The organism is Asticcacaulis sp., from assembly GCF_051954415.1.
In the GTDB taxonomy this organism is placed as follows: Bacteria; Pseudomonadota; Alphaproteobacteria; order Caulobacterales; family Caulobacteraceae; genus Asticcacaulis.
Window position 1 is genome coordinate 100,975 of sequence record NZ_JBQCHT010000040.1, and the last position, 18,845, is coordinate 119,819.

At 60.4% G+C, this 18,845-nt stretch carries 22 protein-coding genes; 10 read left to right on the forward strand and 12 right to left on the reverse strand.

What is annotated here, in order from left to right; all coding sequences use genetic code 11:
- Positions 1 to 170: 170 nt before the first annotated feature.
- Both dnaJ and dnaK read right to left on the reverse strand, forming a co-directional pair.
- Positions 171 to 1,346: a molecular chaperone DnaJ gene (dnaJ, locus tag ACTHND_RS15540; RefSeq protein WP_440178867.1), complete on the reverse strand. Its 1,176-nt coding sequence runs from the start codon at positions 1,344 to 1,346 to the stop codon at positions 171 to 173.
- Positions 1,347 to 1,527: 181 nt separating this feature from the next.
- Positions 1,528 to 3,432 (reverse strand): molecular chaperone DnaK, encoded by a 1,905-nt coding sequence (gene dnaK, locus ACTHND_RS15545; protein ID WP_303827372.1) that lies wholly within the window; start codon positions 3,430 to 3,432, stop codon positions 1,528 to 1,530.
- 352 nt (positions 3,433 to 3,784) lie between these two features.
- Between dnaK and ACTHND_RS15550 the strand changes: the two genes are divergently transcribed.
- Positions 3,785 to 4,720 carry a restriction endonuclease gene (locus ACTHND_RS15550; RefSeq protein ID WP_440178868.1) on the forward strand — a complete coding sequence of 312 codons (936 nt, stop codon included), beginning with the start codon at positions 3,785 to 3,787 and terminating at the stop codon, positions 4,718 to 4,720.
- Between the two features lie 184 nt (positions 4,721 to 4,904).
- Entirely contained in the window at positions 4,905 to 5,471 is a 567-nt protein-coding gene (locus ACTHND_RS15555; RefSeq protein WP_440178869.1) for a hypothetical protein, read from the forward strand.
- Positions 5,472 to 5,544: 73 nt separating this feature from the next.
- On the opposite strand, the gene ACTHND_RS15560 is transcribed toward ACTHND_RS15555, so the two are convergent.
- The 3 genes from ACTHND_RS15560 to ACTHND_RS15570 all read right to left on the reverse strand — a co-directional run bounded on the left by ACTHND_RS15560 (position 5,545) and on the right by ACTHND_RS15570 (position 6,891).
- Positions 5,545 to 5,748 carry a hypothetical protein gene (locus ACTHND_RS15560; RefSeq protein ID WP_440178870.1) on the reverse strand — a complete coding sequence of 68 codons (204 nt, stop codon included), beginning with the start codon at positions 5,746 to 5,748 and terminating at the stop codon, positions 5,545 to 5,547.
- Entirely contained in the window at positions 5,745 to 6,488 is a 744-nt protein-coding gene (locus tag ACTHND_RS15565) for a VOC family protein (RefSeq protein ID WP_440178871.1), read from the reverse strand. Before ACTHND_RS15565 ends, ACTHND_RS15560 begins: the two co-directional genes overlap by 4 nt.
- Before the next feature lie 64 nt (positions 6,489 to 6,552).
- Positions 6,553 to 6,891, reverse strand: a complete 339-nt coding sequence (locus ACTHND_RS15570) for a DUF2147 domain-containing protein (protein WP_440178872.1) — start codon at positions 6,889 to 6,891, stop codon at positions 6,553 to 6,555.
- Between the two features lie 243 nt (positions 6,892 to 7,134).
- On the opposite strand from ACTHND_RS15570, the gene ACTHND_RS15575 reads away from it, so the two are divergent.
- Positions 7,135 to 8,439, forward strand: a complete 1,305-nt coding sequence (locus tag ACTHND_RS15575) for an OmpP1/FadL family transporter (protein WP_440178873.1) — start codon at positions 7,135 to 7,137, stop codon at positions 8,437 to 8,439.
- Positions 8,440 to 8,490: 51 nt separating this feature from the next.
- Here the strand turns inward: ACTHND_RS15575 and ACTHND_RS15580 are convergent, their stop codons facing one another.
- The gene (locus ACTHND_RS15580) at positions 8,491 to 9,504 is read right to left on the reverse strand and encodes a lysozyme inhibitor LprI family protein (RefSeq protein WP_440178874.1); all 1,014 of its coding nucleotides are present in this window, start codon (positions 9,502 to 9,504) and stop codon (positions 8,491 to 8,493) included.
- A 98-nt stretch (positions 9,505 to 9,602) separates the two neighbouring features.
- Positions 9,603 to 9,929, reverse strand: coding sequence for a hypothetical protein (locus ACTHND_RS15585; RefSeq protein ID WP_440178876.1), 327 nt, complete (start codon positions 9,927 to 9,929; stop codon positions 9,603 to 9,605).
- 88 nt (positions 9,930 to 10,017) lie between these two features.
- On the opposite strand from ACTHND_RS15585, the gene ACTHND_RS15590 reads away from it, so the two are divergent.
- Positions 10,018 to 10,362 (forward strand): lysozyme inhibitor LprI family protein, encoded by a 345-nt coding sequence (locus tag ACTHND_RS15590; protein ID WP_440178877.1) that lies wholly within the window; start codon positions 10,018 to 10,020, stop codon positions 10,360 to 10,362.
- On the opposite strand, the gene ACTHND_RS15595 is transcribed toward ACTHND_RS15590, so the two are convergent.
- The gene (locus ACTHND_RS15595) at positions 10,363 to 11,733 is read right to left on the reverse strand and encodes a M28 family metallopeptidase (RefSeq protein ID WP_440178878.1); all 1,371 of its coding nucleotides are present in this window, start codon (positions 11,731 to 11,733) and stop codon (positions 10,363 to 10,365) included. It lies immediately after the preceding gene.
- Between the two features lie 325 nt (positions 11,734 to 12,058).
- Between ACTHND_RS15595 and rnk the strand changes: the two genes are divergently transcribed.
- Entirely contained in the window at positions 12,059 to 12,469 is a 411-nt protein-coding gene (gene rnk, locus ACTHND_RS15600) for a nucleoside diphosphate kinase regulator (protein WP_440178879.1), read from the forward strand.
- 196 nt (positions 12,470 to 12,665) lie between these two features.
- Here rnk and grpE read toward each other — a convergent pair whose 3' ends face one another.
- Together grpE and hrcA are read right to left on the reverse strand one after the other, a co-directional pair.
- A complete protein-coding gene (grpE, locus tag ACTHND_RS15605) occupies positions 12,666 to 13,274 on the reverse strand; it encodes a nucleotide exchange factor GrpE (RefSeq protein ID WP_440178881.1) in 609 nt (202 codons plus the stop codon).
- Positions 13,275 to 13,305: 31 nt separating this feature from the next.
- The gene (hrcA, locus tag ACTHND_RS15610) at positions 13,306 to 14,379 is read right to left on the reverse strand and encodes a heat-inducible transcriptional repressor HrcA (RefSeq protein WP_440178882.1); all 1,074 of its coding nucleotides are present in this window, start codon (positions 14,377 to 14,379) and stop codon (positions 13,306 to 13,308) included.
- A 123-nt stretch (positions 14,380 to 14,502) separates the two neighbouring features.
- On the opposite strand from hrcA, the gene ACTHND_RS15615 reads away from it, so the two are divergent.
- From ACTHND_RS15615 to rph, 3 genes are all read left to right on the forward strand, one after another.
- Complete coding sequence (locus tag ACTHND_RS15615) at positions 14,503 to 14,856, forward strand: hypothetical protein (RefSeq protein ID WP_440178883.1); 354 nt, start codon at positions 14,503 to 14,505, stop codon at positions 14,854 to 14,856.
- On the forward strand, positions 14,853 to 15,149 hold the full coding sequence (locus ACTHND_RS15620) for a hypothetical protein (RefSeq protein ID WP_440178884.1): 297 nt from the start codon (positions 14,853 to 14,855) through the stop codon (positions 15,147 to 15,149). Before ACTHND_RS15615 ends, ACTHND_RS15620 begins: the two co-directional genes overlap by 4 nt.
- Positions 15,150 to 15,272: 123 nt before the next feature.
- A complete protein-coding gene (rph, locus tag ACTHND_RS15625) occupies positions 15,273 to 15,998 on the forward strand; it encodes a ribonuclease PH (protein ID WP_440178938.1) in 726 nt (241 codons plus the stop codon).
- 155 nt (positions 15,999 to 16,153) lie between these two features.
- On the opposite strand, the gene ACTHND_RS15630 is transcribed toward rph, so the two are convergent.
- Both ACTHND_RS15630 and ACTHND_RS15635 read right to left on the reverse strand, forming a co-directional pair.
- On the reverse strand, positions 16,154 to 16,363 hold the full coding sequence (locus tag ACTHND_RS15630) for a helix-turn-helix domain-containing protein (protein WP_440178885.1): 210 nt from the start codon (positions 16,361 to 16,363) through the stop codon (positions 16,154 to 16,156).
- Positions 16,364 to 16,418: 55 nt separating this feature from the next.
- Positions 16,419 to 16,940 carry a DUF2975 domain-containing protein gene (locus ACTHND_RS15635; RefSeq protein WP_090649794.1) on the reverse strand — a complete coding sequence of 174 codons (522 nt, stop codon included), beginning with the start codon at positions 16,938 to 16,940 and terminating at the stop codon, positions 16,419 to 16,421.
- A 105-nt stretch (positions 16,941 to 17,045) separates the two neighbouring features.
- On the opposite strand from ACTHND_RS15635, the gene rdgB reads away from it, so the two are divergent.
- Positions 17,046 to 17,657, forward strand: a complete 612-nt coding sequence (rdgB, locus tag ACTHND_RS15640; protein ID WP_440178887.1) for an RdgB/HAM1 family non-canonical purine NTP pyrophosphatase — start codon at positions 17,046 to 17,048, stop codon at positions 17,655 to 17,657.
- Positions 17,657 to 18,844 carry a radical SAM family heme chaperone HemW gene (gene hemW, locus ACTHND_RS15645; protein WP_440178889.1) on the forward strand — a complete coding sequence of 396 codons (1,188 nt, stop codon included), beginning with the start codon at positions 17,657 to 17,659 and terminating at the stop codon, positions 18,842 to 18,844. The genes rdgB and hemW overlap by 1 nt, the downstream gene beginning before the upstream one ends.
- Position 18,845 lies beyond the last annotated feature (1 nt).

Genomic DNA, 18,845 nt, shown 5'->3' on the forward strand with positions numbered 1-18,845 from the left:
GGAGGTACAAGAGTTATACCTCCCCAGTTTACTGGGGAGTGGGACCGACGCCCTCTTGCGCGTTGGTAGTGGGGTATCTTATTTAAAGAAAATCCCGCCGGAGAGGCTCCGACGGGATCTTCAAACTCTGTAGCGATTCCGGGTGCAGGGTCCGTGACCCTGCCGCACCCTTATTGCGCCGCCGCGCCGGTGATATCGTCCCAGAAGCGCTTCGCCTTGTGCATGAAGCCCTGGCTCTGTGCATAGGACTGTTCCTCGGCCAGGGCGGCGAATTCCTTCATCAGCTCCTTCTGGCGGGCGGTCAGGTGCTTCGGTGTCTCGATGAAGAGCTCGACGATCAGGTCGCCCTTCTTCTTGGAATTGAGCACCGGCATCCCGCGCTCCCTGAGCTTGACCTTGTGACCGGTCTGGGCGCCTTCGGGGATATCGATCGACAGCTTGCACTGGCCATCGCAGCCTTCGCCGCCCATCAGGCAGGGCACGTCCAGCTCGCCACCGAGAATAGCCGTGGTCATCGGCACCGGGATCGAACAATGCAGGTCGGCGCCATCGCGCTCGAAGATGTCATGCTCGGCCACGGTAAGGAAGATATAGAGGTCGCCCTTCGGCCCGCCGCGCGTGCCCGCCTGGCCCTCGCCTTTCAGCAGGATGCGCGCGCCGTCATCAACACCGGCCGGGATGCGGACCTTCAAGTCCTTGTTCTGGCGCACCTGGCCGTGGCCACGGCATTCGGTGCAGGGATCCTTGATCGTCTGGCCCTGGCCGTTACAGGTCGGACAAGTGCGTTCCACCGCGAAGAAACCGTTCGAGGCGCGCACGCGGCCCTGGCCGCCACAGGTCGAACAGGTGACCGGCTTGGTGCCGGCCTTGGCGCCGGACCCGTGACAGACCTCGCAGGTCATGGTCGTCGGGATGGTGATCTCGACATCCGCACCCTTATAGGCTTGTTCCAGGGTAATTTCGTAATCGGCCCGCACATCCGGACCGCGCTGTGCGCCCTGCGGCCCGCGGCGCTGCTGCTGACCGAAGATATCCCCGAACATTTCCGAGAAGATGTCCTCGACGTTCGAGAACCCGGCCCCACCGAAGCCGCCGCCGCCAAAACCACCGGCGCTCTGGCCATTCACGCCGTCATGACCGTAACGATCATAGGCCGCGCGCTTTTGCGCATCCGACAATACCGAATAGGCTTCGTTGACTTCCTTGAAGCGCGCTTCGGCCCCATCGTCACCGTGATTGCGGTCCGGATGGTGCTCCATGGCCTTCTTGCGGAAAGCCGATTTGAGGACCACCTCATCGACCGTGCGCTCAACGCCCAGCACTTCGTAATAACAACGCTTGCTCATACTGCTTGCCCCGATATCAGCCATGCCGCCGGCGCAACGCGCGGGCAAACGGCCTCATCTGTCCATCTTGTTTGGGAAACCTGAAGGAAAGGCGGCAAGGAGTCAAACCTTGCCGCCCCGTCCGTGCGGGATGCGGCCGCGATACCCGTATCAAGGTCAGCCGTCGCATCCATGTGAGGTCTTAGCCTCGCTTTTGGTCGTCGCCGTCGACTTCCTCGAAATCGGCATCGACCACATTGTCATCGGCGGCAGCCGAAGGTTCTTCGCCACCTTCACCGGCCTGTTGCGCGGCGTACATGGCTTCACCGAGCTTCATCGAGGCGGTCATCAGGGCCTGGTGCTTGGCCTTGATGTCTTCCACGTCTTCGCCGTCCTTGGCCGTCTTGAGGTCGGCGATCGCAGTTTCCACCGCGGTCTTGTCTTCCGCCGAGACCTTGTCGCCAAAGTCCTTCACAGCCTTTTCGGTCGAGTGGATCAGGGCGTCGGCCTGGTTGCGGGCTTCGATAAGGGCCTTGCGCTTTTCATCCTCGGCCTTGTTGGCTTCGGCGTTCTTGATCATTTCCTCGATATCGGCATCCGAGAGGCCGCCATTGGCCTGGATGCGGATCGAGTGCTCCTTGTTGGTCGCCTTGTCCTTGGCGTGGACATTGACGATGCCGTTGGCGTCGATATCGAAGGTGACCTCGATCTGCGGCACGCCGCGCGGCGCCGGCGGGATGCCAACCAGGTCGAACTGACCCAGCAGCTTGTTGTCGGCGGCCATCGGGCGCTCGCCCTGGAAGCAGCGGATCGTCACGGCCGACTGGTTGTCGTCGGCGGTCGAGAAGGTCTGCGACTTCTTGGTCGGGATCGTGGTGTTGCGCTCGATCAGCGGGGTGAACACGCCACCAAGCGTTTCGATACCCAGGGTCAGCGGGGTCACGTCGAGCAGCAGCACGTCCTTGACATCGCCCTGCAGAACGCCGGCCTGGATGGCGGCGCCCAGGGCCACGACTTCATCCGGGTTGACGCCCTTGTGCGGTTCGCGGCCGAAGATGTTCTTCACCGCTTCGACGACCTTCGGCATACGGGTCATGCCGCCGACGAGAACGACTTCATCGATGTCCGACGCCTTCAGGCCGGCATCCTTCAGCGCCTGCTGGCAGGGGCCAACGGTCTTCTGGATCAGGTCTTCAACCAGGCTTTCCAGCTTGGCGCGGGTCAGCTTCAGGTTCAGGTGCAGCGGGCCAGACGCGTTCATCGAGATGAACGGCAGGTTCAGGTCGTATTGCGCGACGGTCGACAGTTCCTTCTTGGCCTTTTCCGCTTCTTCCTTGAGGCGTTGCAGGGCCAGCTTGTCGGAACGCAGGTCGACGCCGTTTTCCTTCTTGAACTCGTCGGCCAGATAGTCAACGACGCGCATGTCAAAGTCTTCACCGCCCAGGAAGGTGTCGCCGTTGGTCGACTTCACTTCAAACACGCCGTCACCGATTTCGAGGACCGAGACGTCGAACGTGCCGCCGCCGAGGTCATAAACGGCGATCTTCTTGCCGTCGTTCTTGTCGAGACCATAGGCCAGGGCGGCCGCGGTCGGCTCGTTGATGATGCGCAGCACTTCCAGACCGGCGATCTTGCCGGCGTCCTTGGTGGCCTGACGCTGGGCGTCGTTGAAATAGGCCGGGACCGTGATGACAGCCTGGGTGACGGTTTCGCCCAGATAGGCTTCGGCGTCTTCCTTCAGCTTCATCAGGATAAAGGCCGAAACCTGCTGCGGCGAATAGTCCTTGCCGTGGGCCTTGACCCAGGCGTCGCCGTTCGGGCCCTTGGAGATTTCGTAGGGCACCATGCCCTTGTCCTTCTGGACCATCGGGTCGGAATAGTTGCGGCCGATCAGGCGCTTGATGGCGAAGAAGGTGTTGGACGGGTTGGTGACAGCCTGGCGCTTGGCGGGCTGGCCAACCAAGCGCTCCGAGTCGTCGACAATGGCGACGACGGACGGCGTGGTGCGCACGCCTTCGGCGTTTTCGATCACCTTGGGATTCTTGCCGTCCATGACGGCGACGCAGGAATTGGTCGTGCCGAGGTCGATACCGATAATTTTAGCCATGGATTTCAATCTGCTCCGTTGAGGCGAATGGGTGCGGGCGGCCTTATGAAAGAGAAGCACCACCCCTGTCCATCCCCGTTAAGATGAATTAAGGGACTTTTTCAAGCCCCCTCCCGGAGAAGGACGCCTGAAAGCTGTAGCCGATATGGGAGATATGAACGTAGGCGCAAGGGTATGGGCCGGAATAGCCCTAAAAATTTTGCAGCATCACCAGGGTCGTAACGACCCTGGCCCCGGAATCACTACGGCGCGTGTGGCAGCTTTCAATGATATTGCGGATATTTGGTGCAATTTTTACCGCAAGCCGTTTATGTTCGATTTTTGACGGGCTCTTCAGAATTAAGGAGGGAAAATGCCAATTCCCGATTATCAAGCACTCATGTTGCCAGTCTTGCAGCTTGCGGCAGCAAGTGAAACCCGTGTGCCAGAGGTCGCAAACAAGATTGCAAATCAACTGGGGCTTTCTGAGGCAGAACGTGAAGAAATGCTTCCCAGCGGTCGGCAGCGGCTTTTGCATAACAGAGTGCATTGGGCCAAATTTTACATGTCTAAAGCGGGTTTGATTGATAGCCCGGTTCGTGGACGTTTCACAATAAGCGAAGCGGGCCGCAAACTACTGGCCAGCAAACCAAAGTCTCTGAATGTAGAGACGTTGAAAACATATCCCGCTTTCGCAAGCTTCTATTCTTCCAGCAACTCAAGTGCCATCAAATCCGAAGCACTATCCGAAAGTACAAATCAGATAATTGATCTGACAGCTTCCACAACTCCCGAAGAACAAATCGATGCGGCTCAGGCGGTTCTGCATCAAGCTTTGAAATCGGACCTATTGCAACGCATACTCGCGCAAAGTCCAGCTTTCTTTGAACGTGCTATCGTAGATCTCCTCGTTGCTATGGGTTATGGCGGAAGTCATGACGATGCGGCGCGTCGTTTAGGCAAGACCGGCGATGGCGGAATCGATGGTGTAATCGATGAGGATCGGCTGGGTTTGGATCGTATATATGTACAGGCCAAACGGTATGCACCACATGTTGGTGTTGGACGGCCAGAAGTACAGGCTTTTGTCGGCAGTCTCGTTGGATTCGGGGCATCGAAGGGCGTATTTGTTACGACTTCAAGTTTTAGTGCGCCAGCTATGGATTTTGTTCGCCATCTTCCTCAGCGGATCGTCCTCATTGACGGCTATCGTCTGGCTGACCTTATGATTGAACATGGGGTTGGTGTGCGCGTGGCGCGTAGTTTAGACGTGAAACGACTCGATGAAGATTTCTTTTTGGAAGAGTAAAGAGCATTGCGAAATTTGGATAATTTCTCCTCCCCTGCGATAGCGGGGGAGGTGGCAGCGCAAGGCGCAAAGCGCCGGTGTCGCTGACGGAGGGGGCCGACACCCACCGCCAAAAACGCCCCCTCCGGCGGGACTACGCCCGCCACCTCCCCCGCTTCGCCAAGCGGCTCGCAAGGGAGGAGAAGTGAATTATCCCCACGCCTCAAAACCGCGCCATCATTCCCTGATGGAGACCTCTGACGACATCGCCGTCGACCTTTCGCCGCTCGAACAGCGGCGGGCGGCCTTGCGCGCCCTGTCCGACGAGATCATGGAGACCATCAAGACCCTGCCCAAGCCGCAATCCTGGCTGGAAGGCGACCGCGCCATGCGCTGCCTCGGCACCGCCGATCGCGTCACGGTCCAGTTGTTCAGCAAGGTCAGGGCGCCCAAATCCGCGCCCCGCCCGGCCGCCCCGGTTCGCATACCGGAACCGGAAGCGCCTTTCGTCTATGTCTATGACGATGACGGCGTGGACGATGCCGAAGACAGCGATGGCGGCGCGGCGCTCGATGCCGCCCTGGACGACATGGAAACCCTGCTCGACGCCATCGATCGCGGCGAGACGCCACCCCCGGTCACGCGCCCCGTACCCCCTGCGGCCACCGGCCGCGACACACCCTATCATAACCTGGCGCAACACTTCGCCCGCGGCCGCGAGTTGATCATGGAACTGTCCGCCGCTCCGTCTTTAGTTTCCTCCTCCCCATGACAATGGAGAGGTGTCATTTGCGTAGCAAATGACGGAGGGGCGCCTCTCCGGCATAGCGCGTGGAAGGGAAGTGTCACGGTTCTTTCGACTGCACGCTCAGATGCTCGACCGTCAGCGTCCCCACCGACAGCGTCTCGATACGCGCTTCCAGAATGCGCAGCCGCCCGATCGCTACGGCCCCCACGGCAATGGCGCCGATGGCGAAGGCCCCGAGCGCAAGCGCACCGACCGCCAACGCACCCATTGTCACATTGCCGCGCCTTATCAGATGCGTCACGGGCGCGATCCCAGCAGGCCGAACATGGCGCCTTGCGGATCACTGGCCGTCACGGCCCACATGCCGCCGGGCACCTCCATCGGCGGCACCAGAATCGCGCCGCCGCCGGAGGTCACGCGACCCACCGCGTCGTCGATATCGCCGACATTGAAATAGAACAGCCACGCCTGCTGCGGCAGCGGATTGTTCATCATGCCGCCGGTCTGGACACCGCCCGACGTGAACACCTGGTAGGTGCCCGCCGGTCCCATATCCATGGCCACGTCCTTCACCCAGCCGAAACGGCCGGCATAGAAATCGAATGCCTTTTCCCAGTCCCTGGCGTGATATTCGTTCCAGCCGCAATGGCCTTTCTGCGAGCTGAAAGCCTGGCTCTCGCCTTCGCCGGTCGGGGCCATGACATAGATCGCCGCGCCCTGCGGATCGGCCACCATGGCCATGCGGCCGACTTCGGGCAGATCATTGGCGGGCCACAAAACCTTGCCGCCAGCGGCCTCGAAAGCCGCCAACTGCGCATCGACATCGGCCACATTGACATAGCCGAACCAGGCCGGCGGCATACCGGCATCCGGCGCCTTCATCATGCCGCCCAAGCCTTCGCCATCAGCGGTGATCCGGCGATAATCCATGCCGGGGGTCTCGCTGGCCAGCACCTTCCAGCCGACGACATCGCTGTAAAAGCCGATCGCGGCGTCGAGATCCTGGGTAATCAGTTCGTACCAGATAAAACGGCTGTCCATTGCATCCTCCACGTCTTGACCGCCGCATCATGAACCCGCGCCGGCCAGAAAGAGTCAGCAGAACCTAAAGCCGCGTCCAGACCTGCGTTTCACAAAAAATCTTCAGAGCACAGCCCTGCAATTTGAGCTGATTACCAGTCACCGCCGCCGATCCCTCATATGTCTTATTGTTCTGCGGCTTGGTTACCTGACCCTTATAAAGCCCGCCATTGCCTTTCAGATGGCCAATTTCCTTGCCAGCATAGGGACCATTGATCAGCTTTATGCAGAAACCTTCGGCGCAGGGCGCGATATGGGCGGTATCGCCCTTCATCGTCTTCCAGTCGCCTTCGATCGGCTCCGCGGCGATGGCAGAACCGGTCCACATCGCCAGAACGACCACCAGTAAAATTTTATGAATCACGGCTGTTCTCCACTTTGTTTCCTGTTGCCTTTTTACGCTAAGGCAGGTGCGCAAAGGGCTTTGCCCGTCGCTTGACGTTAACGTAACTATGTCCTGACGGGAATGTCAAATTTATTACACTCTCGAAAAAGTTGACACGAACGTCAACAATTCTCTTGACGTGAACGTAAGCGTAATGTGTAGCTAAGGGTAACGGCGTCTGAGAAGCGCCAGCCGAGTACAGTTTTACAGGAGCAAACGCACGTGACTGCTTTCCCGATCAAGGCCCTTATCGCCGCTTCCACGCTCGCCCTGATGGCGGGCGCCACCACCGCCGCCCACGCCGGCGGCTTCTATCTGCAAGACCTTTCGGCCAAACAGGCCGGCAATGCCTATTCCGGCGCCGTCAGCGCCCTGGGCGCCGACGCCCTGTGGTGGAACCCCGCCGCCATCGCCGGCTCAACCACGAAGGAGTTCTCCTTCGGCGCCGCCTATATCGCCCCCAAGGGCAATGTCGATGACACCGGCTCGATCATCGTCCGTCCGGGCCAGGCCCCGGCCTCAGTTGGCGGCAACGCCTCCGCCAAGAACCCGATCTCGAATGGCGTCCTGCCGAATGGCTCCTTCTCCATGCCGCTCAATGACCGCGTGGCCATCGGGGTTACGGTCACCGCGCCCTTCTCATTTGAAACCAATTACGACGCCGATAGCTGGGCGCGCTATGACGCCGACAAGACCCGCCTGACCACCATCGACATCCAGCCGGTCGTCGCCTTCAAGGTCAATGATTGGCTGAGCCTCGGCGTTGGCCTCAATGCCGAATACACCAAGGCGACGCTGAACAATGCCCTGCCGAACCTCTCGCCCCTGCTGCCCGATGGCGCCCAGACGCTGGAAGGTGATGGCTGGAACTACGGCTATACGATCGGCGCCCAGGCGCATCATGACAAGGTCACGGTCGGCCTGAGCTACAAGTCGGCCATCAAGCACGAGCTGAGCGGCGACCTGACGATTTCCGGCCTGCTCGGCCCCATTGCCGGCTCCAACGGCACGGTCAGCAATCTCAAGGCCGATTTCAGCACGCCGTCGCAGACCATGCTGGGCGTCACCCTTCAAGCCACCGACAAGCTGGCCCTGCACGCTCAGGCGATCAGCTTCGGCTGGAGCGAGTTCGATTACATCACCATCACCGGCTCGGTGAACCAGGCCATCCCGGAAGACTACCGCAATACGGTCAGCCTGGCGATCGGCGGCGATTACGTCCTCAATGACAAGTGGACGGTCCGCGCCGGCATCCAGTCCGACCAGACCCCGACCCGTGACGGTCACCGCGACGCCCGCGTGCCGGATGCCGACCGCATCGATTACGCCCTGGGCACCAGCTATCAGGTAACGCCGAGCTTCGCCATCGATGCTGCCTTCACCTATGTCGCCTTCGACAAGAGCGTGCTCAGCACCACCACGGCCGCCTATCCCGGCACGGCTGTGCAGACCCCCATCATCGTCAAGGGCGCCCTTAACGACGCCAGCGCCAGCGTCTTCTCGATCGGCGGCCACTTCACCTTCTAAGCCAGATACGGGCTGAATGATTTAAGGGAGCGTCGCCAGGCGCTCCCTTTTCTATTCCCCGCAGCCGTTGTAGATACTGGCGCTCAATGCACCGATAGCGGTCTGGGCGTCTGCCGCCGCCACCTCCGGCGCCAGCCTGTAGGTACGAATGTAATAATCGGTCAGCGCCTTTACGGCCAAAGCCCCTGTCGCCGCGCGGCCGGGCGGCAGGTCTTCACTCAAGCTGTCCTTCCAGATATCGTCCCGGTGCAGCCGCACTACGGTCAGCATCTTCTGGGAGTCGCGGAAAACTGAAAAGCGGATCGTGCCGTCGCAGTCACCGACATCCTGCCAGGCGTGGTCGGCGAAGGTTTCCAATTCCGGCACCGGAGGCAGCATAGCGTCGCAATCGGAATCCGGCACCATGCTGTCCAGCATCCCGCCGTAATAGGCACCAAGCGCCTCGATCAATCCAGGCCGGCGCAGCAGGGCATCGCACGGCATGGGCATGATATCCCCCGCCGCCATATCGGCGGCCACAAAATAGGCGCTGAACCCCTTGTCGGAGGCCACGACCTCCTCCGGCGTCAGGGATTTGACGTTTTCGTCGTCAGACCGGGCTTGAGCGCCTTCCACCAGCGCCCCTACCACCTGCCGACGTCTGGCGTCATCGCGGATCGTGACATAGTGATAGAGCGCGCCATAGAGCGGCGCCAGTTTTGGATATTCGCGCTTCAGCACTGTCAGAGCGTCGTCCGGGTCACGGAAAAGCGTCGCCACGGCGAGTTCACCCAACCGTACCCGGTAGGCGTTGCTCAGGCATGTGTCAGAAGGGCCATAGCGCGTATCTATGCAATCGCGGTTGCGGTTCGCCAGCCAGGTTTTCTGGAGTGCGCCCTGTCCAGAAGGGCCGGTATTGAACAGGTCGATTTTCGACCGCGCATATAGCCTGGCCAGGTCACGGTCCTGTTGCGACAATCCTGCGTCCCTGCAGATGATGGCTTCCAGTGCGGAAGGATGCGCACAACTGAAACTCGGTCCCGTCTCGGCGGCTTTCGCCTGTCCGAAGCCAGCGGACAGGAACAAAAAACCTGAAAGAAATACCCCGACGCCCAGACCCGCATACCATCCCCCTCTGCTGCGTAACAGGGAAACGCGAAAAGAGCCGGTGGTCAAGATGCGTCTCAGGTCTTCATCTGGCCCCAGGCCTCGTCATAATTGGCCTTTTCGCCAATATCCTCGGCCTTCGCATTGATCAGGCGCGCCGTTTTGCGGAAATCGGCCTCCGCCTCTTTGCGCAGACCCACCGCCTTTTCGCCGAAGCGCTTTTCCCAGGCCGGCGCATAGGTTAGCGTAATGAGATAACCGGCGCGGCGATAAAGCTCGGTGAGACGCTCGCGGTCATGCGCGTGTTTGATATCATCGCGTATTTCACCGAATATCCGGTCAATATCGGCGTGGCTGTCAACGTGACCGTATTTAACATCATCTTTTTCAGCGGTCTTGACCATAATCTTGCCTCCAGAATGGCCTCCCCTCATGGCGAACTGTCTTCCCCATGCCGTAAGAAAACAATCGGAAACCTGCCAGGAGACAGCCATGCGTGCATTCATTCCAGCCCTCACCCTCCTTGCCCTTCTGGGCGTATCTCAGGCCCACGCCGCCAGTTTCGACTGCGCGAAGGCCCGAACCGCCGACGAAAAGACCATCTGCCGCAACCGGTCTTTAAGCGATGCCGATGTGAAGATGGCAACCATGTTCACCATGAACACCCATCTGGTCGCCATGGGCGCGCGCGGAAATATGCAGGACCGCCAGCGCGAATGGCTGGCAGAGCGCAACACCTGCAAGGGCAGCTTCAAATGCCTGACGGTCGCCTATGATAAGCGTCTCAACGAATTACAGGCCGATTTCGACGATATCGCTTCAAGAGGACCGTTCTGATTATTCCGGCCGCCCGCCCGGCTTCCACTCCGGCTTGAAGTCGCTGTTCACCAGGTACTCGACCGGCACGATCAGCGACTGGATGGCCTGGGTCATGAACGGCAGGTCGAGATGGGCGATATCGTCGGTCTTGTCGTGATAGGTCGGCGTGACGGCCCAACCGGAAATGGTGTGGGCGACAATGCCTTTCAGGGCCAGCGAGTAGTTGTCCGAACGCTCGAAGAAATGCTGGTCCGGATAGGGGTCGGAGGTCACTTTCGCGCCCTTGGCCTTCAGGGTCTCGCCGAGGTTGGAGCGCTCGAACCCGGTCATCATCAGTTCGCCCTTCGCCATCTTCGGATCCTGCGCACCGATCATCTCGAATTCAAGATTGGCGACAATGCGATCGAGCGGCACCGGCGGATGTTCGCCAAAATATGTCGAGCCCAGCCCGCCGATTTCTTCCGCGCCATAGGCTACGAACAGGATGCCGCGTTTGGGCTTTTTGCCCGCCGCCAGCGCATGAGCCACTTCCAGCACCGCCACGGTCCCCGAGGCATCATCATTGGCCCCGTGCATGATGGTGCCGTCCGGCTGCACACCGAGATGATCGAGGTGCGCCGTCACCAGAATCACGCCGGCGGAAGGATCGCTGCCTTCCAGATAACCAATGGCATTGGTGGTGACGCTGCGCTCCAGGGTGGCACCACCGAGATCGAGCGTAACCGCCTGACCATTGGCGGCGGTCACCTGAGCGAAAGCTGCATCGGACAGGGTGACGAGGTCCGGACGCGCACCGCCCATGCCGTTCTGACCGCTGTCCAGTTGCGGCGCGGTGCCGGTCTGGCCGCCGAAGCGCTTCAGCAGGGCCCGGCTGTCATCGCTGTCTCGCACGACCAAAAGCTTCACACCCTTGCTGCGCGCGGCGCGCCACCAGCCCGTCAAAGGGGTTTTGCCGGGATTATCGATCAGCAAGATATCTCCCGCCGGCAGAGTGGCAATATCATCGGAAGCCACCACGGCCAGGCGCCCGGATACCGGCCTGCCGCTGGAATAAAGCAGGGTCAGGCCGTTGCCCTCGTTTAACCTGGCGGCGCCGGCATTCAGCACCGCATTACCCGTCAGCTTCGGCGTCACCACACCGGCGGTTTGCAGATGGCCCTCCATGCCGGGTGCCGGCTTCAAACCATAGCTCTGGAACTGCGCCGCCACATAGGCCGCGGCTATGGCTTCATCCGGAGAGGCGCTCTTTCGGCCGCGCAAGGCATCCGAGGCCAGAAAGGCTTCATGCGCCGCCACCCATTCCGGCTTTACCGTCCAGGGCCTGGCCTCCGCCGCGAAAGAGACAAAGACCAGCAGGCTGGCGACGACGGCAAGACGATGTTTCAGCATGGGCGACCCTTCTATGGAAGCCGCCAGTGTTAGTTACAGCCGCAAGCACCGTCAAGCGGCGCCAAACTTGACTTTCCGGTCCGCAAACCTACCTTAGTCATATGATTATCCGCGCCCGGCTCACGCTTGTTCGTTCACTTAAAGGGAATCCTGTCACAGGATCCTAGCCCGAGGCTCGGCCCTGCGCCTTCCGAGCTTCGGGAGCGCCCCTTTTTAAAGATGACCGGAGCTCAATACGCCCGGCCATCTTTACCGGCACACACATCCTGAATGTTCCTCCCGCCCGTGGTGAATACCGCCGGCGGCGCTCTTTTTGTATGAAATCATGTCCCAGACCCGTATCCAATCACCCAGGCTCATCCGCCTGCCCGCCATCCTGATCGGCGAAGACGATCTCGACGCCCTGCACCGCTTGGCCGATCAGGCGCGCGGCCACCTGGCCGCCGCCGCTGAACAATTGCTGACCGAACTGGAGCGCGCCCGTATCGTAGCCCAGGACAAGTTGCCGCCGGAAACGGTGCGGATGGGCTCACTTGTCACCTTCACCACGGAAGGCGGACTTAGCCGCTCTGTGGAACTGGTCTTCCCGGACCAGGCCGATATCGCCGCTAACCGTATCTCGATCCTGACACCCGTCGGTGCCGCCCTGATCGGTGTTTCCATCGGCCAGACTATCGACTGGCAGTCGCCCGATGGCCGCCGCCGCAGCCTGACCGTAACCGCTGTCAGCGGTTGAAAGTCTATGGTTAAGGTGGTTTTAAGCTACCAGATATAGCGGTGAACAAACAGCTAACCTGGTGATGTCAGTGATTCGTCGCTGATTCGTTTCCATGCCGTTCGGCATTCAAGCCAAAACCCGTTTACCTTTGACATAACGCACAAAAAACCCCCACCGGTTTCCGATGGGGGTTTAATTGCCATACGGGCTGTAACTATTCGGCCTGAGTGTCGACCTTGTGCTCGCCTTCCGCGGAGCCGTTGTCATAACCATTCTTCACCGGCGCAGCGGCCGACTTGGCGGCTACGGCCACCATGGCCGGACGGATCACGCGGCCAAACAACTCATAACCGGCCTGCATCACCATGATGACGCCGCCGCCCTCGACCTCGGTCGAAGGCTGCTCCATTACCGCCTGGTGCAGGTTGGGATCGAACTTCTCGCCTTTCAGCGGGTTGATCTTTTTAACGCCGTTCTTCTCGAAGGCGCCGGCCAGTTCCTTTTCGGTCATGTCGATGCCGGCGACGAAGTTCTTGAAGGCCGGGTCGGCGATATCGGCCGGCACAGAGCCCAGGGCGCGTTGCAGCACATCGGCCACGTTCAGCAGACTGGTGGCAAATTTCTGGATGCCGTAGGCGCGGGCGTCATTGCCTTCGCGCTCGGCACGGCGCTTGATATTCTCGACCTCGGCGGCATAACGCAGGGCCTGTTCCTTCAGGGCGGCGTTTTCGGCGGTCAACTTTTCCAGCTCGGCATTGAGCAACTCAGTGGCGTCCTGCTCCAGGTCAACAGCTTCGTTCTCGTTTTCGATCTCGTCACTCATAATTCAGTCCTCATAATCTTTTGGTCGCCCCTTACTCAAGCAGGCGGCCCAGAATCCGGGCGGTGTAGTCCACAAGTGGGATGATGCGCGCATAATTCAACCGGGCGGGCCCGATCACGCCGATCGCGCCCATCACCTTCGCCGCGCCCTTTTGCGGGGACACCATGTAAGGCGCTGCAATAACAGCCGAGCCCGACAAAGAAAACAGTTTCGATTCCGATCCGATGAAAATTCTGACCCCTTGCGCGTCTTTCACGTCATCCAGCAGGTCGATCAGCTCTTCCTTCTGCTCCAGATCCTCGAACAGGGAGCGCACCCGCTCCAGGTCTTCCAGGCTTTGCGTCGCCTCCAGCAGATTGGCGCGGCCCCGCACGATCAGGGCGCGCTTTTCCTTGTCGCCGCCCGACCAGACCGCCAGACCTTCTTCGATCAGCCGGGCGGCGGCCTCGTCGAGTCTCTGGCGTTCGGCCTCCAGTTCGGCTTTGAGTTCCACGCGGGCTTCGGAAAGGGTGCGGCCCTTGAGGTGGCTGTTGAGATAGTTTGATGCCTCGGCCAGCACGGAAGGCGTCATGCCCGGCGCCAGCGGCATTAGGCGGTTTTCCACCCGGCCATCGTCAAACACCAGCACGGTCAAGGCCTGTTCGGCGGAAAGGGCGATGAATTCGACGTGTTTGACCCCGGCCTCGAAGGAGGGCGTCATCACCACCCCGGCCCCGCCAGCGAGGCCAGAAAGCATCTGGCTGGCCTCTCGCAGCGCCTGGTCAAAGGTCTGGCCGCGGCCGGTCAGTCGGGCCTCGATATCGCGTTTGGCCGCCTCGCCGATATCGCCGATTTCGAGCAGGCCATCGACAAACAGGCGCAGGCCCTGATGGGTCGGCATCCGGCCGGAGGAGGTATGCGGCGCCGAAAGCAGCCCCAGATGCGCCAGATCCTGCATGGTGTTGCGGATAGAGGCGGGCGACAGGTGGACGCCGCCTTTAGAGACGGTGCGTGAGCCGACCGGCTCGCCGGTTTCCAGATAGGTCTCGACCACATGGCGGAAGATATCCCGGGCGCGCTGGTCCAGTTCGCTTAAGGACGCGCTCGAATTCATCAGGCCGGTCATGTGCGGGGAGTGTTTCACCCCCTCAGTTTAGCAAAGCCTTTGCCTCCGCGCCAAGCCCCTATTAATCGCCACAATTGCGCCACAAATGAAGCCAAATCTGACGGACGGAAGAAGGAGTTTGTCATGCGTCTGGTTCAGTTCACCTGCATCATGATACTCGGTGTGGCCGCCACCACTGCGGCGTCGGCCGAGGACTACACCTATGCACCGCCGGCCTCTCCGGCTGCAACCGAAGCGCTGCAAACCCCGGCAAAGGCCCCCGCCGCCTATGCTGATCTTAAAAAGCAAAGCAATCTGTCCGCCGTCGATACCACGCCCGGCCTGATCCGGCCGGCCACCCGTATTGCCGAATGGACCTCGCATGATGACGACCATCGCGGCTTCGCCTGCGCCGACAAAAAGTGCAAGACGGTGACGCCGGTCTATAATACCCGCACCCCGCTGGAGCAGGAGCAGAACCGCTACGGTTCGGAATGATGAAACCCATCCTTGTTATCGGCGGGCTTCTGGTCGCAACGGCTCTTACCGCCTGCGTTGATATAAATACGCTGCCTTCGCCATCGCCGCACGGAGACCTTGGCAGAACCGATGCGCCGCAGAATGGTCGCGGCAATGATCCAATGGCGCAAACCATGCCCGCCAAAAAGGTGATACCGCCCGGCCAGACATCCGGCGTCTACAAGGGACAGCCCTATGTTTGCGCCACCTCGTCATGCAAAGTGGCCGTACCTGTTCCTTATCCGCCACCGCCCAGCGAAAAGAAAAAATAGAGTCTCGCTGCTTTTATTACGGTATCGGCGTTCCCATAGCGGCCGCTTTACTGTACGGGCAGGGCATTATTCTCATGAGGCTCCCGCATGTCGCACTTTGACGCCCTTTCAGCGCTGAAAACCATCCGCCCGTCCAACCGCAAGCCCGACCAGATGCGCGCCGTGACGCTGGAAACCGGCGTGACGCGCTATGCCGAAGGCTCGTGTCTCGTCACTTTCGGCCATACGAAAGTGCTGGTCACGGCCTCGCTGGAACAAGGCGTGCCGGGTTTCCTCAAGGGCAAGGGCCAGGGCTGGGTGACGGCCGAATACGGCATGTTGCCGCGCTCGACCCATACGCGTTCGCGCCGTGAAGCCGCCGCCGGCAAGCAATCGGGCCGCACCCAGGAAATCCAGCGCCTGATCGGCCGCTCCATGCGCGCCATTATCGATCTCAAGGCGCTGGGCGAACGCCAGATCACACTTGACTGCGACGTTTTGCAGGCCGATGGCGGCACGCGCACCGCCTCGATCACCGGCGCCTGGGTGGCGCTTTCCATGGCCTGCAACAAGCTGGTGGCCGACAAGGTGCTGGAAAAGTCGCCAATCCTCGATCAGGTCGCCGCCATTTCCTGCGGTATCTTTGAAAATACGCCGGTGCTCGATCTCGACTATGATGAGGATTCCAACGCCGAAACCGACGCCAATTTCGTTATCACCGGCAATCTGGAAGCCGTCGAAATCCAGGCCACCGGTGAAAAGCGCGGCTTCTCCCGCGATGAGTTCAATGCGCTCTACGACCTGGGCACCAAGGGTGCCAAGGAGCTGTTCGAATTACAAAATGCGGCATTGGCAGCAAAGCAAATTTAGAAAAAACCCCACCACCATTTCGCTACGCTCATGGTCCCCCTCCCCGGCATAGCCGGGGAGGTATAAAAGAACTTCGCTCATTCTTGTACCTCCCCATCTCGGTGGGGAGGGGGACCGACGCGCTCTTCCGCGTTGGTGGTGGGGTTTCTTACTTTCTAATCCTCATCCGCCGCATATTCGATCAGGTCACCGGGCTGGCAGCCCAGCGCCCGGCACAGGCAATCCAGTGTCCGCAAACGCAGCGCCAATGCCTGTTGGTCGCGCAGGATTTCGAGATCGCGCACACTGAGGCCGGTCCGATCAGACAGTTCGACGATAGACAGTCGTTTGCGGGCCAGAACCTCTGCCAGTTTAAGTTTAATCATTCAAAGCTCCTTAGGAAAAGTGGCTCCCACTTTTCCGTAAAAAGGGGCGTCTTGCTCATATGGTGCGATCCACTTCCTGGCGCAGGCGGGCACCTTCCTTGAAGACCTCCGCCAGCACGAAAACCACCAGAACGGCAAACCAGGTCGTCACCGCCCGCAGGCCGTAGATCGGCTCGAAATGCAGGTGAAATACGCCCGAGGCCACGCCGCGCGCCAGGTAGCCGAAAACCTCCAGCGCGCCGAGGCCGAAACCAATCCAGCGCAGGCGGATGGTGTTGTCCGGGTGGAAGACATCCCCTTCGGACAGAGTGCGGAAAATCTGCCGCGTCCAGTGGGTGATCAGCAGGTAGCCCGCCAGCGAGGCGCCGAACGCCATCAGCATGAAGGCCATCGACCCCGCCGACAGACTGGCATCGACATTAAAACGCCGCACCGCTTCGGCAGCCAGATTGGGTACGCTGAGCAGGCAGACCGACAGCGCCACCACTACGGCAATCAGGCTGTAGAGACCGTAATAGACAACATCGAGCGCCGTCTTCAACAGGCTGGAAATGGAGCGCGGCCCCAGGAAACGCATGGTTTGGTCCTCAAAATTTCCTTTAGTGTTCCATGAGTTCCACTTAAAACACAAGTGACCTATTTGTAAGGATAGGTTAGAAGGCGGCGAAACGAGAGAACCGACATGCCCCTGCACCTGATCCCCGGCCAGAAACTGATCGCCGCCACGCATAATCCCGGCAAGGCGGTCGAGATTTCCGCCATGCTGGAAGGGCGTTACGAGGTGATCACTGCCAGTTCGCTAAACCTGCCGGAACCGCCGGAAACCGAGGTCAGTTTTATCGGCAACGCCATCCTGAAGGCCCGCCATGCGGCCATGAGCGCAGGCATGGTGGCCCTGGCCGACGATTCCGGCCTAAGCATCGAAGCCCTGGACGGCGATCCCGGCATCTATAGCGCGCGTTGGGCCGGGCCCTTCAAGGATTTCGACCGCGCCATGGAGGTGATCGAGCACAAGGTGCGTATCGCCCGCGAAACGGAGGGGAAAGATAGCCTGAATGCCTGGTTCACCTGCGCCCTGGCCGTGGCCTGGCCGGAAGGTCATGCGGCGGTTTTCGAGGGCCGCGTCGACGGCGAGATCGTCTTTCCAAAACGCGGCGACAAGGGTTTCGGCTATGACCCGATCTTCCGGCCAAACGGTTATGACGTGACCTTCGCCGAGATGGACCCCGAAGCAAAGGATAAGATCAGCCACCGCCATCTCGCCTTCGAGCAATTGCGGGCGGCGCTATTTTGATGAGCGATATTGCTTCCTTCTCCTCCCCTGATTTATCGGGGGAGGTGGCGCGCGAAGTCGCGCCGGAGGGGGCCGCTGCACTTTCTCTCTATATTCACTGGCCCTATTGTTCGCGCATCTGCCCCTATTGCGATTTCAACGTTACGCGGGATCGGGGACAGTCATCTCAGCGCGCGCTGTTCGAGGCCATACTGCGCGATATGCGCCGCCAGGCCGAAGGACTTGGCCCACGCCAACTGGCCAGCATCTTCTTCGGCGGCGGCACCCCTTCGTTGCTGCCGCCGGACTGGGTGGCCGAACTGATCGCGCAGGCAAAAAGGCTTTTTCCGTACACGGACGATATCGAAATCACGCTAGAAGCCAACCCGACCGACGCCGAGATTTCGCGTTACCAAGGCTTCCGGGCCGCCGGCATCAATCGCCTGTCTCTGGGCGCGCAATCGCTGGATGACGGGGCCTTGAAGTTCCTCGGCCGCAACCACTCCGCCGCCGAGGCCATACGCGGCATCGAGACGGCGCAAAAGGTCTTTGGCCGCGTGTCGCTCGACCTGATCTATGCCCTGCCGGACCAGACGCTGGATGCCTGGGAGTCTGAATTGCGGGCCGCCGCCGCGCTTGGCGCGGAACATATTTCCCCCTATCAGTTGACCATCGAACAAACCACGCCCTTTGGCCGCGCCGTCAAACGCAAACTGTGGTCCCCGCCGGAAGAGGAACTGGCCGAAGGCTTTTACTTTCGGACACAAGAAGTCTTGGAATCTCTCGGTTTTGAAGCCTATGAGGTCTCCAATCATGCACGCGGAAAAACCGCCCGTTCGGCGCACAATGTGCTGATCTGGGAAGGCGTCGACTATATGGGCATAGGCCCCGGCGCGCATGGACGCCTCACCCGCGAAGGCATCCGCACCGCCATGGTATCTGAAAAAGACCTTAAAACCTATACAGCCACGGCCGATCCGATCGAAGCTATACCTTTAACGCCTTCCGAAGCCGAGGAAGAAGCCCTGATGCTCGGCCTGCGTCTGGTCGAGGGCGTGGCCCTGAATCGCCTGCCTACTCTGCCGATCCGCGAAAAAGCCATGCCCCTGATCGAACAGGGCCTTATGAAACTGACGCCGGATCGCCTGCGCGCCACGCCTAAAGGCCGGGTTGTGCTGGACCGGCTGCTGTTTGAACTGTTAAGCTGAC